This window comes from Marivita sp. S6314, from assembly GCF_023015985.1.
Lineage (GTDB): Bacteria > Pseudomonadota > Alphaproteobacteria > Rhodobacterales > Rhodobacteraceae > Marivita.
This window is the reverse complement of the sequence record NZ_JALKAO010000004.1, coordinates 196,341-211,690: the sequence shown is the minus strand read 5'-3', so window position 1 is coordinate 211,690 and position 15,350 is coordinate 196,341. Positions and strand designations below refer to the sequence as shown.

The 15,350-nt window shown below is 59.7% G+C and carries 13 protein-coding genes and 1 tRNA gene; 7 read left to right on the top strand and 7 right to left on the bottom strand.

Features of this window, described 5'->3' with window-relative positions:
* Nucleotides 1-127 precede the first annotated feature (127 nt).
* From MWU54_RS13240 to MWU54_RS13220, 5 genes are all read right to left on the bottom strand, one after another.
* Entirely contained in the window at nt 128-1,573 is a 1,446-nt protein-coding gene (locus MWU54_RS13240) for a TRAP transporter large permease subunit (protein ID WP_247084610.1), read from the bottom strand.
* Nucleotides 1,574-1,585: 12 nt separating this feature from the next.
* Nucleotides 1,586-2,413, bottom strand: a complete 828-nt coding sequence (locus tag MWU54_RS13235; protein WP_247084607.1) for a TRAP transporter small permease subunit — start codon at nt 2,411-2,413, stop codon at nt 1,586-1,588.
* A gap of 123 nt (nt 2,414-2,536) precedes the next feature.
* A complete protein-coding gene (locus MWU54_RS13230; protein ID WP_247084605.1) occupies nt 2,537-3,586 on the bottom strand; it encodes a TRAP transporter substrate-binding protein in 1,050 nt (349 codons plus the stop codon).
* A gap of 390 nt (nt 3,587-3,976) precedes the next feature.
* Nucleotides 3,977-4,060 (bottom strand) — tRNA-Leu (locus MWU54_RS13225).
* A gap of 95 nt (nt 4,061-4,155) precedes the next feature.
* Nucleotides 4,156-5,814: an NAD(P)H-hydrate dehydratase gene (locus MWU54_RS13220; protein ID WP_247084603.1), complete on the bottom strand. Its 1,659-nt coding sequence runs from the start codon at nt 5,812-5,814 to the stop codon at nt 4,156-4,158.
* Between the two features lie 170 nt (nt 5,815-5,984).
* Between MWU54_RS13220 and MWU54_RS13215 the strand changes: the two genes are divergently transcribed.
* From MWU54_RS13215 to MWU54_RS13200, 4 genes are all read left to right on the top strand, one after another.
* Nucleotides 5,985-6,323 carry a P-II family nitrogen regulator gene (locus tag MWU54_RS13215; RefSeq protein ID WP_247084601.1) on the top strand — a complete coding sequence of 113 codons (339 nt, stop codon included), beginning with the start codon at nt 5,985-5,987 and terminating at the stop codon, nt 6,321-6,323.
* Between the two features lie 62 nt (nt 6,324-6,385).
* Nucleotides 6,386-7,792 carry a type I glutamate--ammonia ligase gene (glnA, locus tag MWU54_RS13210; protein WP_247084599.1) on the top strand — a complete coding sequence of 469 codons (1,407 nt, stop codon included), beginning with the start codon at nt 6,386-6,388 and terminating at the stop codon, nt 7,790-7,792.
* A gap of 321 nt (nt 7,793-8,113) precedes the next feature.
* Nucleotides 8,114-8,851, top strand: coding sequence for a hypothetical protein (locus MWU54_RS13205; protein ID WP_247084597.1), 738 nt, complete (start codon nt 8,114-8,116; stop codon nt 8,849-8,851).
* Between the two features lie 101 nt (nt 8,852-8,952).
* Nucleotides 8,953-9,768 (top strand): lytic murein transglycosylase, encoded by an 816-nt coding sequence (locus MWU54_RS13200; protein ID WP_247084595.1) that lies wholly within the window; start codon nt 8,953-8,955, stop codon nt 9,766-9,768.
* A 23-nt stretch (nt 9,769-9,791) separates the two neighbouring features.
* Here the strand turns inward: MWU54_RS13200 and MWU54_RS13195 are convergent, their stop codons facing one another.
* Complete coding sequence (locus MWU54_RS13195) at nt 9,792-10,547, bottom strand: DUF3445 domain-containing protein (RefSeq protein WP_247084593.1); 756 nt, start codon at nt 10,545-10,547, stop codon at nt 9,792-9,794.
* A gap of 123 nt (nt 10,548-10,670) precedes the next feature.
* On the opposite strand from MWU54_RS13195, the gene dddP reads away from it, so the two are divergent.
* The gene (gene dddP, locus MWU54_RS13190; protein WP_247084591.1) at nt 10,671-12,011 is read left to right on the top strand and encodes a dimethylsulfonioproprionate lyase DddP; all 1,341 of its coding nucleotides are present in this window, start codon (nt 10,671-10,673) and stop codon (nt 12,009-12,011) included.
* 2 nt (nt 12,012-12,013) lie between these two features.
* Here dddP and MWU54_RS13185 read toward each other — a convergent pair whose 3' ends face one another.
* Nucleotides 12,014-12,871, bottom strand: a complete 858-nt coding sequence (locus MWU54_RS13185) for an endonuclease/exonuclease/phosphatase family protein (protein ID WP_247084589.1) — start codon at nt 12,869-12,871, stop codon at nt 12,014-12,016.
* A 119-nt stretch (nt 12,872-12,990) separates the two neighbouring features.
* Between MWU54_RS13185 and MWU54_RS13180 the strand changes: the two genes are divergently transcribed.
* On the top strand, nt 12,991-14,199 hold the full coding sequence (locus MWU54_RS13180; protein ID WP_247084587.1) for a bifunctional alpha/beta hydrolase/OsmC family protein: 1,209 nt from the start codon (nt 12,991-12,993) through the stop codon (nt 14,197-14,199).
* A gap of 134 nt (nt 14,200-14,333) precedes the next feature.
* Nucleotides 14,334-15,350: a betaine--homocysteine S-methyltransferase gene (bmt, locus tag MWU54_RS13175; protein WP_247084585.1), complete on the top strand. Its 1,017-nt coding sequence runs from the start codon at nt 14,334-14,336 to the stop codon at nt 15,348-15,350.

Sequence of the window (15,350 nt, the reverse complement as noted above, 5' to 3'; positions counted from 1 at the left end):
GGTCAAAATCCATGGCGTCTTAGAGGCGGTGCATGGGTGGTGCAAGCGGGAAATGATCATTTCCGCGTGCCAAACGCCAACGGGGCAAGGCGATCTGCCCTGCCCCGCAATCAGACAGTGTTTGACGTCAGTTTCCGTAGGCCACCGACGGCAGCCAGGTTGTCAGCGACGGGAAATTGAAGACGATCACGAGGCCCAGAATCTGGAGCATCACAAACGGGATCACGCCCTGATAGATATGTTTGAGCGACACGCCCGGAGGACACACCCCTTTGAGGTAGAACAGCGCAAATCCAACCGGCGGGGTCAGGAACGACGTTTGTAAGGTCACCGCCACAAGGATCGCAAACCAGACCACCGATGGGTCGCGGACCTGATCAAATCCGGGAACCGCGAGATCCAGCGCGAGGATGATCGGCAGCATCAACGGCATGATGATGATCGTGATCTCAATCCAGTCGAGCAGGAAGCCCAGCAGGAACACGATGAACAGGATAAACGCCACCGTCCAATACGGGTGCCCGTCAAACGCGTTCAGGACAAGGTTCTGCACGATCTCGTCCCCGCCATAGCGGCGCAGGACCAGCGCAAAGAAATTGGCCGCCAGGAAGATGCCGACGATGTACCCCGCCGTGTTCATGGTAGACCGGCTTACATCCCGCAGCACGGCCCAGTTCAGCTTGCCATTGGCCAAGGCAAGCACCGTCGCTCCCATGGCTCCGAGGCCCGAGGCTTCGGTCGGCGTGGCGTAGCCTGCAAAGATCGACCCGAGCACCAGCAGGATAAGGAACATCGGCGGTACAACCGCAAGCAACACCTCTTTGACCTCGGCCCACCCCACGGCCTCGGTGCGTTCCGGCGCGGGCATCGCGTTCGGATTGATCAGGCCATAGATCACGATGAAGATGATGTAGAGTGCGCCAAGGATCAGCCCCGGAAACAAGGCCCCCATAAAGAGATCACCAAGGCTGATCGCCAGCTGGTCCGACATGATCACAAGCATGATCGAGGGCGGGATCAGGATGCCCAAAGTGCCCGCACTTGCGATCGTGCCGGTGGCGATGGGTTTGGAGTAGTTCTGCTTCATCATTGCCGGCAGGGCCATCACCCCAAGCAATGTCACCGACGCCCCGATCACGCCGGTTGAGGCGGCAAGGATGATGCCGATCAGAAGAACCGTCAGCGACAGACCGCCGCGCAGACCGCCAAACAGCTTTTGCATCGAATGCATCATCCGCTGCGCCACGCCGGACTGGTCCAGCATCAGGCCCATGAAGATGAACATCGGCAGCGCTACCAGCACCGGGTTCTGCACGATATTTCCGAACAAACGAGCCGAGAGGGCTTGCAGACGCTGATAGCTGATGCCGGTGCGGTCAAACTCGATGATGTCACGGAATGATCCGCGGAACGGATCAAGAAAGAATTCGGCGATAAGAACGAAAACAAGGCTGACGCCGACAAGCGCCATCGCCACGGGGATGCCCCGGAAGAGCATCCAGATAAAGGTGCCGAACATCACGATGACGGCAATCTCGTTGAGTGTCAGGAACTGACCGAAAAAGCTAAGCATGGTCCAGTATCCTTATGCGGCGCTATCGGAGGCGCGATTGCGCTCCAGCAATTTGGCCACGCCCAGCAACAGGGCTGTCGCGACCAGCGTGATCAAAATCGTGTATTTGATTTCCCACGGGCCCAGATCGAATTCGTCGAACAGCACATGCCGTCCCACGTCGCGGGTGGTCGTGTCCGCCGGGCTGGTCAGATACACGCCCCACCACAACACGTAGTAGACCACCAGATTGACCACGAACATGGTGCTGGGAAAGGCGAAGAAAAGCTTTTTGAACAGGGTTGGTTCGGTCAATTGCGACAGGTTGCGTACATAGGCGGACCATGCGGCAAACGCGATCATCACGAAGGCCACATTCATAAAGACCTTGAGGATCCACAGGTTGTGCAGACCGTTGGGGCTGCTGGAGCCTTCATCGGACACCACGGAGGCAATCGCGTATCCCAGCGTCACGTCCCAGCAGAGGATGACGAAAGGCAAGAACAACCACGCCAGCGAAATGATGTCATATTTGCGCTTCTTGCGGTCTTTGAACCCATCGTAGAAAATGTCGACACGCACATGGCTGTTGGTGGTCACCGCATAGCCGATCCCCACCAGCACCGCCGCGCCGTATAGCCACCATTGAAGATCATCCATCCACGCCTGATTGCCCGGTCCGATATTGGCCCGCCCCAGCGTGCGCAGTACCACTTGCGTGCAAATGATGATCATCAGGATCGGGAACAGCCATGCAAAGAAGTTCGAAATGGCGATGGTGATCCTGTCACCTGTGTTGTGATGCTCTTTGCCGACCTTTCCGGGGTCAGTTACAGCAGCGATCGTCTCTTCGGACTCCATCGTCACGGTCTCCTCACACGTGTCTTGACAGATGCACCGACCCTCCCCGACCGGTGCAAACGAAGACCGGGGCAGGCATGATCGCTGCCCCGGTCGCGTCTTGTGGTGTTGTGATCAGAACGATCAGTTGCGCGGACGCGGCAGGTAGATGTTGTCGTTCCACACTTTATAACCAGCGCGGAATTCCTGCAGGTCGTCCCAGACTTCCTTGAAATACGCGTCTTCGGCAGCCAGTTCGCCCGCGACGTCGTTCCACGCGTTTTCGAACGCTTCGAGCATCTCCGGAGACCACTGCTTGATGGTCACACCGTTGTTGTCGACGTTGTCCTTCATCGCTTCAAAGTTCGTGGCTTCGCCTTCGGCGTAGTTGTCGGTGATGTTGGCCATACACGCGATTTCGATCTGGTTCTGGCTGATGTCATCAAGATCTTCCCAGCGATCCTTGTTGATCAGCAGCTCGAACAGGGTCGCAGGCTGGTGCCAGCCGGGGAAGTAGTTGTACTTGGCAATATTGTGGAACCCAAGCCGCGCATCGATGCGGGGCATCGAGAATTCGGTCGCGTCAATCGCACCGCGTTCCAGTGCCGGGAAGATGTCACCACCGGCAAGAAGCGACGTCGATACACCCAGACGCTGCATGACTTCCGCCCCAAGGCCGAAGAAGCGCATGTTGAGCCCTTCGAGGTCTTCCACGCTGTTGATTTCGTTCTTGAACCAGCCGGATGTTTCCGGCGCGATCAGACCACAGGGGATCACGTGGACGTTGTAGCCATTGTCGTCATACATGCGCTGGAACATCTCTGCCCCGTCGTCATACATCATCCAGGCCAGGAATTCGCCCGCTTCAGGACCAAAGGGCACCGCGGCAAACAGCGAGGCTGCGGGGATCTTGCCCTGCCAATACCCGGACGTGGTATAGGCCGCATCGACCGATCCGTTGGACACCGCGTCAAGCGCTTCGAGCGCTGGTACAAGCTCACCCGGATCGAACTGTTCGAATTCAACCTCGGTCGAGATCGAGTTGATCTTTTCGGCAAAATTGACGGCTGCCGTACCAAGGATCGGCAGGTTTTTCCCGAAGGCCGAAGTCATTTCAAAGGTTTCTTGAGCGCTTGCGGCACCGGTCAGTGCAATGCTTGCGGCAGCGGCCGAAGCAAACGTGCGAATCGTCATGTTAATCCTCCCAGATTTTATATGATCCCCCTCGGATCATTTTGGTAAAAGAACCTTACCAATTGCGCGTATAGCGCAAATTATTTGACGCGTTAATACCCAATAGTTGGGATCAAGGCGGTGGTGAGCGCCCCCGCCCCTGCAGAAGAGCCGATGCGCGTAAAATAGCTGTAGCACAGCCGCGCCGCGGTTTCGCGGTTAAAGCTGGGGGTCATAGCGCCCGGTAGCGACCGAGGTTCAAAGTGGTTCGCACTCGTCCGCCTTGTCTTTGCTGGTATGTATGTCACTGCCAGCAGGCTATGCGGCTTGAGGCCAGAATGGAAATGCCTTCAACACGCGATGGTCACGGCCTGCACAGTGTGCCCATTTCATCTGGTCAAGCTGGAAAGATGGTGCGGGTGAAGGGACTCGAACCCCCACGCCAAAGGCGCCAGAACCTAAATCTGGTGCGTCTACCAATTCCGCCACACCCGCAGTCCGCGCGTCTCTAGCAAACCTGTTGCGCAGTGGCGAGAGGATTCTTGCCCAGAATTTACTGTCGGCGGCCAAGAAACTTCATACGAAGTTTATTAAGCGCTAAGCGTTGAGAAAACTTTAGGAAGCATCTCGGGCAGGTCTTCGGCGATCAAACCGGGACCAAACTGGCGCGCGGCTTCACAATGCAGCCAGACAGCGGCCTCCACGATGCAGAAGAGGTCGGGCCCACGTGCGGGAGCCGCCAAACCCGCGATCAGGCCCGCCAGAACATCCCCCGCCCCGGCTGTTGCCAGCCATGGCACGGCGCGATCTCCGGTGGCGCAGTGCACGCTGGCGCCGCCACCCGGCTGGGCGATCACCGTATCTTCGCCCTTGAGCAACACAATACACCCGGCCCGATCCGCCGCCTCTCGCACCACATCTACCTTGGACATGTCACCGCGTTCGGATTGCGACAAATCGGGGAAGAGCCGCGCAAACTCGCCCTCATGCGGGGTCAAAACTGTGCGCGGATGAGTCTTGGCGAACAGGGTCGCGGGGTCTTCCTCGAACGTCGTCAGCGCATCGGCATCCAGCACCACCGCCGTTTCACGAGAGGCCCGGTCGCCCCTGTCATGATCCAGCGCCGCCAGAACGAGCGACCGGGTTCGCGCGCCGACGCCAAGCCCGGGCCCAAGGCACAGAGCCGACACACGGTCATCGGCGATCCGGTCAAACGCCTCGGCATCGGCGCAGGACCGCAGCATCACTGCATCAACATGACAGGCGTTTTCCTGCACGGCGGCCGGAGGGCATAGCAGCGTCACCAGTCCAGCGCCCGATCGCAGCGCCGTGCGCGCGGCCATACGCGCCGCCCCGCCCCGGCCGACACGCCCCGACAGTACCATGACGTGCCCATAATCATATTTGTGACCGCCGCCCCGCAGCTTGGGAATCGCCATGCCTGGCCAGATGGTCAGAGGCATCGATTGTCCATGCGATACCGGCTCGATCAGGCGAACTCTATCGCTGTCTGGCGGCATTCCGATTGTGCCGCGCTCCTGGGCCTGCGGGCCGGACAGTCCGATATCGACGACCTGAACCCGCCCACACAAAGTCGGGCCAAGTCCGATCTTGTGTCCGAGTTTCAAAGTGTGAAACGAAACAGTCAGCTGCGCGGAGTTCAGATGTTGCGGCCAGACATCGTCCGTATCTTCAACCCGTTCCTTACGCGGGATTATCCCATTGTCGAGGTTCAACCCCGAGGGACAATCGATGGCCAGACGCCGGATTGCATGCGCGCGCGGCCAGTGTTGCAGCATCCGGACGTCCAGCACCTTGGCCAGTTGATCCGGCAGAGGTCGGGTCAAGCCCGTGCCAAACACCGCATCGACAAACAGGTCAGGCCGGTCACATGCTTGTATCTGCGCTGGATCACACGCCCGAACGCGCCCTTGCGCCAACCAAAGGTCGTGATTGGCTTTTGCATCCGGCGGCAGCGTTTCGGGATCGCCGTAAAGAAAAACATCAACGTCCCAGCCCTTGCCCTGCAACAGCCGCGCGATGACAAACCCGTCTCCGCCATTGTTGCCCGGGCCGCACAGGACCATCGCCCGTTTCGCGGCGTCGGCAAGGTCGGGCCATTCCCGCAAGGCGGCTGCCACCGCGCCGCGACCGGCGCGTTCCATCAATTGCAAACCGGTCACCACACCCGACTCGATCGCTGTCTGTTCCACAGCGCGCATCTGCGCTGCGGTGAGCAATTCTGTCATGGCACCCCCTCGTTCCGATTCAATTCTGCACAGGCCTTAAGCATACTGCACAATTTTTAGGCGTTCTGGTTTCATTCCATCCGAACCGCCCCCCTGCTGCAAGTATAGTCAATTGTCGCGCCGCAAGAGAAGTGGTCTGACCGGCTCAACACCGGAGTGAGGGACCCGCCATGAAAAAGATCGAAGCCATCATCAAGCCATTCAAACTCGACGAAGTGAAAGAAGCGCTTCAAGACGCCGGCATCCAGGGCCTGAGCGTGGTGGAAGTGAAAGGTTTTGGCCGTCAGAAAGGCCACACCGAACTGTATCGCGGTGCCGAATACGTCGTGGATTTTCTGCCGAAGGTGAAGATCGAGGTTGTTCTTGATGACGACCAGGTGGACGGCGCCATTCAAGCGATCGTTGACGCCGCGAAAACCGACAAGATCGGCGATGGCAAGATCTTCGTCTCGCCGGTCGAGCAAGCCATTCGCATCCGTACAGGTGAAACCGGATCCGACGCGCTCTGATCCGACACCAGACAGACGACACACAGAACACCCCCCAAAATATCATTGAAAGGGAAAAGAGAATGAGCACAGAAGCGCTCCTCAACATGATCAAGGACGAAGATGCCGCGTACGTGGACATCCGGTTCACCGACACGCGCGGCAAACTTCAGCATGTGACGGTTGACGTCGATCTTGTTGACGAAGACTTCCTTGAGGAAGGGTTCATGTTTGACGGTTCCTCGATTGCCGGTTGGAAGTCGATTGAAAACTCCGACATGAAGCTGATGCCCGACACGGCCAGCGCCTATGTCGATCCGTTCTACGCGGAAAAGACGATCTGCGTGCATTGTTCGATTGTCGAACCCGACACCGGAGAAGCCTATGAGCGCGACCCGCGCGGCACTGCGCAGAAAGCCGAGTCCTATCTGAAATCCTCGGGAATCGGTGACGTCGCATATATGGGTCCGGAAGCCGAGTTCTTCCTGTTCGACGACGTGCGGTTCTCGAACTCGATCAACAAAGTGTCCTATGAAGTCGACGCGCTCGATGCGTCCTGGAACACCGACACCGAATACGAAATGGGCAACACCGGCCACCGTCCGGGCATCAAGGGCGGGTATTTCCCTGTGAACCCAATCGACGATGCACAGGATATCCGCTCGGAAATGCTGTCGACAATGAAGCGTCTGGGCATGAAAACGGACAAGCACCACCACGAGGTGGCGTCCTGCCAGCACGAGCTGGGCCTGATCTTTGACAGCCTGACCAAACAGGCCGACGAGCTTCAGAAATACAAATACGTCATCCACAACGTCGCACAGGCCTATGGCAAGTCGGCGACCTTCATGCCCAAGCCGATTTATGGCGACAACGGCACCGGCATGCATGTGAACATGTCGATCTGGAAAGACGGCAAGCCGCTGTTCGCGGGCGACAAGTATGCGGACCTGTCTCAGGAAGCGCTCTACTTCATCGGCGGCATCCTGAAGCACGCGAAAACGCTGAATGCCTTCACCAACCCGTCGACCAACAGCTACAAGCGTCTGATCCCGGGCTTTGAAGCCCCCGTTCTGCGCGCCTATTCGGCCCGCAACCGGTCGGGGTGCGTACGTATTCCGTGGACTGAAAGCCCGAAAGCCAAGCGCGTTGAGGCCCGTTTCCCCGATCCGTCGGCAAACCCCTACCTGTGCTTCGCGGCACTGCTGATGGCCGGTCTTGACGGCATCAAGAACAAGATCGATCCGGGCGAGGCGATGGACAAGAACCTCTATGACCTGCCAGCAGAAGAGCTGGAAGGCATCCCAACGGTCTGTGGCAGCCTGCGTGAAGCGCTGGACAGCCTGAAGGCGGATCACGACTTCCTGCTGGCCGGGGATGTGTTCACCAAGGACCAGATCGACGGCTATATCGAGCTGAAGATGGAAGAGGTCGAGCTGTACGAGCACACGCCGCACCCGGTTGAGTTTGGCATGTACTACAGCTGCTGATCCGCACGGATCTGAACATTAGCTCGGGCGTCCCATTGGGGCGCCCGATGTCGTGCAGCGATTCGGCCAAGCGACACCTGTTCGCTAATCGAAAACAATTCGTGTCGCGTGCTGCGATTGTTTGCGCCCTTGAAACACGCCCCCTGTCCACCCCCGTCGCACTGCCCGAAAACCGGAACAATCCCCTCGATTTGTTCCTGTTTGATCACGGTTCGAACCAACTTCGAACACATTCCATGCGCACCATATGAGCACTGCAAATCCTTCAACAAAGAAGTGAGGAGGTTTGGTATGTGTGAGGCAGACGTAACTGCAATAAGCTTGGTAACGAAACTGCGGCGCGACGATGTGTGCCGAACAGTCATTCCCTATGTCAGTCGGGCGATGGCCAACCAATGTGTGGCGTATCAGCGCTTGCCGCTGACGCGCGATTATGTCGACTGGGTGATGAATGACACCGATCAGCTGACCGTGGCGCTGGACGAGGTCAAAGGGGCCTGCATCATTCTGGTGGCGACGCGCGGACAAGACCCGGCGTTATGTGCCGCACGACTTGCCAATATCGCGACGGATCTGGTGCGCGATTACGATGTCCACACGGTGTTCTGGAACGGGTCGGATGTTCCGATCGCGGCACGGGATTTCCTGCAGGACGGGTGTCAAACGTTGGTGCCAGGTGTTGCTGACGAATTGGTGGTACCGCGCAAAGTGCATCTGCGTGGCGGATCGCCCCGCAAAACGCGCCGGGCGAAAACCGCACAGCTGGATCACTGGTTGCTTCAGGCCATGCGCGCCCATGTCCTGAGCATTGATCCCGGCGAGATCGAGATGATGGAAAACGAAGAACGCCGCGCCAAAACCGCGCCGATGCGCCTGTCCGCCTGGGTTCTGTCCATCGCAACCGCCTTGCTGGCAACGCCCCTTGCGATCCCGCTCATGGTCCACAATCTGGTCCGGGGGGAGGACGTCAAGTCCGGGGCGCTGGCCTTGGGTGTTGCGGGGTTCTATGCCACCCTGGCACAGACCGGCATGGTCCCCGGGCTGGCAGAATTTCTGTAATCCGCACCATCCGGACCACATGGCACCCTGACAGGAATGCTTGCTGATCACGACACGTTTGTTAACGTCACCTCAACTGTTTTGAGTTGGAGAGTTAACAGATGCGTCGTTTTCTAGCAGCCGCCTGCCTGACGGTATGCACGGCCCTGCCCGCCTATGCCGCGGAATGCATTACGAACAAAGGGGCTTTTAACCAATACAAGCAGACGCTGGCAAAACAGGCCGCGTCTGCGGGTGTCGGTCAGCGGGGCCTTGCCGCGCTGCAATCGGCCGCCTTGTCGAACATCACCTGGAAGTTCGAATCGAACCCGCGCAACCAGACCGGCACGCTGCAAAGCGACCCAGCGCGGTTCCTGGCCAAACGGTCGGGCAGTTCCGCCGAAAGTTTTATCAATCAGACCCGCAACAAGATCGCGCGCAACCCGAACACCTTTGCGTCGATCGAGCGGTCCTATGGCGTCCCGGCGTCGATCCTGGCAACCATCTGGGGGCTGGAGACAAGCTGGGGCGGCTATCTGGGCGGCACCCCGATTGTAAGCGGCGCGGTCACGCTGTCGTCTTACTGTCGTCGCCATCCCCGGTTTGAACCACACGCCATTGCCGCGCTGCGCATGGTGGATGCGGGCATCCTGTCGCCTTCGACCAAGGGCGGTCCGTCGGGAGAACTGGGCCATATGCAGTTTCTCGCGGGCAACTGGATGAAGTACCGCGTTGACGCCAATGGCGATGGTCGGGCCGATCCCTACAACGCGGTGGATGCGCTTGCCACTGCCGCCAATATGCTGCGCCAGAACGGGTGGCAGCCGGGACAACCGTTCGGCGAAGGCACACGGAACTTCAATGTTCTGTCGGTCTGGAATGACAGCGGCAATTACCTGCGTGCGATTGTCTATTCCGCCCAACGCGCAGGCACCTGAGCGGCGCCTGATGCGTCCACGCATCAGGCCGTTTCGGTCAACCGAAACGGCTCTTTGACCCTGTCGCGTGGGATCACATAGGTGTGGTTCGTGAACAGCACGGCATTGGACTTTGGCAATCGCCAGATCACCTGTCGTTCACTACGCAAATAGGGCGTTTCCCCCGCTTCGGTCAAAGGACGGGGGTTCGCCGCAGATCGGGGCTGGTGCAGTTCCGGGTCTTCGTACCAAAGCGCATTAAACCGCCAGATCGCGCGGCCTGCCCGCACGCCGTCGAACAGACGCTGCACCCGTTTCGCCAATTCATCGGTGTAGTCATCAACCGGATCATGGATATGGGTCAGCGGGTGGCCGATCTTTTCCGCCAGACGCCAACTGGCCGGGAAACACAGCGACGCTCCGGTCAGCACATGTTCCTTCCCGCGTTTTTCCAGCAGACAGACGTCTTCCTGTAATATGTTGCTCAGAGTGTGGAACGGCTCTGACCGGTTCACCGGGACCGTGACCCCATCCGGACAGGTCACTTGGGTCTCGGTTGCGTCAAAGCCGTCGGGCAGATGGGACAGGATCTCGTCCAGCATATCCTGCGTGGCGTCTGTGCTGGGATCAGCGGTTGCCAGAACGCGGTCGGGATGCTTGGCCGTCAGGGTCCGGCGATGCGCCATTTGCGGGGCATAGGCGTCATCGACCATCAACCACGGCAAATCGCCCAGCGGAAGAATGCCCGGCAACGCGCGGGGCTGGAACACATCATACGGGAGGCGCGACTGAAAGATCATGCCCCCTCCTAGCAAGCCTGTTGCGCAAACGAAACGGCGCTTCCGGTACTGGATCTTGTCGCAAACGGGCATGAGGCTTCGGGAACACGGCGTCACGCTGACCCCATCAACGGGAGGCCGGACATGAACACGCATTTTCGGGACACGCGCAAGATCGACCCGACCCGCGGCGCGCGGACCGGGGACAATACCCCCAACGATCAGGACCGGATCGAGATTGGCCCCACACCTCTGGCCTACCGCGAATGGGACGCCGCCGGGCTGGACCTGCCCGACCTTCAGGAGATGCGCCGGTTCCGCTGGGAGCGATTGACCCGACACATCGTGGATCGGGGCTATGGCGGGCTTTTGATGTTTGATCCGCTCAACATCCGCTACGCCACCGACAGCACCAACATGCAGCTATGGAACAGCCACAACCCGTTCCGCGCGGTTTTGCTTTGTGCCGATGGGTACATGGTGATCTGGGACTACAAGAACGCACCATTTCTGAGCACGTTCAACCCGTTGGTGCGTGAACAACGCTCTGGCGCATCCATGTTCTATTTCGCCACCGGGGATCGCGGCGACGCAGCGGCCAAGGACTTTGTTGGCGAAGTGTCCGAGATCATGTCAGAACATGGCGGCGGCGAAAAACGCCTCGCTGTCGACAAGATCATGGTGGCGGGCTACCGCGCGCTGACCGCCGCCGGGTTCGAGGTGATGGAGGGCGAAGAAGTCACCGAACGCGCCCGTGCGGTCAAAGGCCCGGACGAGATTAAGGCGATGCGCTGTGCGTCAGAGGCCTGCGAGATTGCGGTTGCCCGCATGGAGGAGTTCGCTCGGACACGAGTACCGCTGGGCGGCATCACCGAAGACGACATCTGGTCGGTGCTGCATGCCGAAAACATCAAACGCGGGGGCGAATGGATCGAGACCCGTCTTCTCGCCTCTGGTCCACGCTCCAACCCATGGTTTCAGGAATGCGGAGGGCGGATCGTGCAGAACAACGAAATCGTCGCCTTCGACACAGATCTGATTGGCAGCTACGGCATCTGTATCGACATCAGCCGGACTTGGTGGATCGGTGATCAGAAACCCCGTCCCGACATGATTTCCGCCATGCAGCACGGCGTTGAGCATATCATGACCAATATGGAGATGCTCAAACCCGGCGTGATGATCCCGGAGCTGACGGCCAACACCCATGTGCTGCGGCCCGAATACCAGAAAGGCAAGTATAGCTGCCTGATGCATGGCGTGGGATTGTGTGATGAGTGGCCGCTTGTGGCCTATCCCGACCAGGCAATTCCGGGCGCGTTTGATCATCCGCTCGAGGCGGGCATGACCCTGTGCGTCGAAGCCCTCATCAGCCCCGAAGGCGGGGATTTTTCGATCAAATTGGAAGATCAGGTCCTGATTACCGAAGATGGGTACGAGAACCTGACGAAATACCCGTTTGATGATGCGCTGATGGGGCGCTGAGCCTATTCGAACACCACCACTTCGGCCAGCACACCGGAATGGTCTGATCCCAGAAGATCCCGTTGCGAGGCGCGGCCCCCGCCCGGGGCGTAGACGTGATCAATGGGCAGCGGCGCGCCCATCTTGATCAGGGTGGGAAACAGCGGTCCGGCCCGGGTGGTTTGCGTCGTGCGCGCGATCTGGTTCAGGGCAAAAGACCACGGCACCATGTTGAAATCCCCGGCCAGCACGATCGGGTCTTCCAACCCTTCAAGGACCGGCAAAAGCTGGGCAAGCTGTCTGTCTTGCCCATGTGGCCAGGGCCAGAACGCGTGCAGGCTGAAGGCCCAGAACGTACCATCGGGTGACGCGATTTGGATCCCGACAAGGCCCTGATCCTCAATACAGATTTCCCCTTCGACGGGCCATTTTGACAGGATGGCTACCCGCGCCCAACTGGTCAGCGCGCAGCTGGCCTGATGCGGATAATCCGGGCGCAGGGTGCGCACCACATCCGCATTGCGGGACGTCAGTTCCTGAAGCGCCACGATGTCTGGATTGGCGGACCGGATATCCGCCACCAGTGCGGCCACCTGATCGTTCTGGAACAGAAGGTTTTTCTGATAGACCACCACCGGTCCTGCCGGTGGGGAGACGTATTTCAACGCCACGATCTGACCCATCGCACCAAGGCACAGCACCGCCACAGACCAGCGAATCCAATAGGGCCAGGGCGACCAGATCACCCAAAGCGCAAACAGCACGGCAATCGGCAGGCGGAACACCGCTAGGCTGTCCCCCAGCGGATGCAGCGCGCCTGCAAAGCTGCCGAAAAATCCGGCGGCCAACACGGCTGCAACACTCTTCACCGCCCATCGCATTGCTCTCACCATCCTGTGACGCCTCCGACACATTGCTTGCTAAAAGGCCACACAGCCCACACTCTCAATCCCAACGAAACGCCGCAGGGTCACCCCGCCCCGGCCCGAAGGACACAACAATGACCACCGAACGCATCACATTTCCTGGCCATTCCGGCGACACCCTGTCAGCGCGGCTTGATTTACCCGAAGGGCCACATCTGGCCACCGCCCTTTTTGCGCATTGCTTCACCTGTTCCAAGGACATTCCGGCGGCGCGCCGCATAGCTGCGCGATTGTCCGCCATGGGGATCGCCGTGCTGCGCTTCGACTTCACCGGGCTGGGCCATTCCAAGGGCGAGTTTTCCAATACCACCTTCACCTCGAACGTGTCGGACCTGCATGCCGCTGCCGACTATCTGCGCGGGCGTATTATGGCACCGGCGATGCTGATCGGACATTCGCTGGGCGGGGCAGCGGTTTTGCGGGCGGCCAGCGAGATGCCCGAGATCAATGCGGTGGTCACCATTGGCGCGCCGTTTGATCCCGAACATGTCACGCATAACTTTGCCGGTGCGCTGGATGACATCCGCACCAACGGCCAGGCCGAGGTTGATCTGGGGGGGCGCCCTTTCACCATCGGCAAGGCCTTTGTCGAGGACGTCAAGGCACAGGCCCTTGCCCCGGCGATTGCCAAGCTCAAGGCCGCGTTGCTGGTGATGCATGCGCCGCTCGACTCCGTCGTTGGCGTGGAAAACGCGACGAACATCTTTGTCGCCGCCAAACACCCCAAAAGCTTTGTCACGCTGGATGACGCCGATCACCTTGTCACCCGGGCCGAAGATGCCGAATACGCCGCAGATGTGATCACGGCATGGGTTGGGCGCTACCTTGAACTGACGCCCCCTGCCCCTCCCATTGGCGCACCCGAAGGGATTGTGCGCGTGTCCGAGGCCGATACAGACGGGTTTCTACAGGATGTGCAGGCAGGCCCGCATCATTTCCTGGCCGATGAACCGCTGGCCTATGGCGGCACCAATCGCGGGCCATCGCCCTACGGGTTTCTGTCTGCCGGGCTTGGGGCCTGCACGTCCATGACGCTGCGCATGTATGCACGGCGCAAAGGCTGGCCGCTGACCCATGTGTCGGTCGATGTGAGCCACGACAAGGTGCACGCGCAGGACGCGGGCATGCCGACAACCAACAATATCGACCTCTTCCGCAGGCGAATTTCGCTGACCGGCGATTTGAACGACGCTCAGCGCCAGAAATTGCTGGAGATTGCGGATAAATGCCCGGTTCACCGGACACTCGAAGCCTCGTCCAAGGTGGAAACCGAGCTGGTCTAGTTTGTGGCGGGGTCAATTGGCCCCGCTACAGCAGCGCCTGCGCGCTTCTCATAAACGTCATGAACATTATGACTTTGCTTCATGCGCGCTGTCGTGTCAGGGAGACGCAAATCTCACCACCGGACAGGTGCTCCATGACACAACTCCTGCAAACCCTTCTGACCGAGCGCGACTGGCTTTTGGCTGATGGCGCGACGGGCACGAACCTGTTCAACATGGGTCTGGAAAGCGGCGATCCACCCGAGTTCTGGAACGAGACCAAACCGGACAATATCCGCAAACTCTATTCCGGTGCGGTCGATGCGGGCAGCGATCTGTTTCTGACCAACACGTTCGGGTCCAACGCATCCCGCCTCAAGCTGCACAATGCCGGTCACCGCGCCCGGGAATTGTCGCGGATCGGGGCCGAACTGGCGCGCGAGGTGGCGGATCAAGCCGGACGTCCGGTTGTGGTGGCCGGGTCGGTCGGTCCGACCGGAGAGATCATGGAGCCTGTCGGCACAATGTCACACAGCAACGCGGTGGAGATGTTTCACGAACAGGCCGAAGGCTTGAAAGAGGGCGGCGCGGATGTGCTCTGGGTCGAAACCATCAGCGCCCCTGAAGAATTCCGCGCCGCCGCCGAAGCCTTTGCACTGGCCGACATGCCGTGGTGCGGCACGATGAGCTTTGACACCGCGGGCCGCACGATGATGGGCGTCACCTCGTTCGCGATGGTCGACCTGGTGGACAGCCTGCCGAACCCGCCGCTGGCTTTCGGGGCCAATTGCGGAACCGGGGCGTCAGACCTGCTGCGCACGGTTCTGGGCTTTGCCGCCACGGGCACCGACCGCGCACTGATCGCCAAGGGCAATGCCGGGATCCCGAAATATGTCGACGGTCATATCCACTATGACGGCACGCCAGAGCTGATGGCGAAATACGCCGTCTTGGCGCGCGACTGTGGTGCGCGGATCATCGGCGGGTGCTGCGGCACGATGCCGGAACACTTGCGCGCCATGCGCGAAGCGCTGGAGTCCACACCCAAGGGTGCGGCCCCGATGCTGGACGTCATCGCGGCAGAGATCGGGCCCTTCAGTTCAGACAGTGACGGCACTGGTGACCAATCTGCGGCTCCGAAACGCGAACGGCGCGGACGGCGGCGGGCCTGA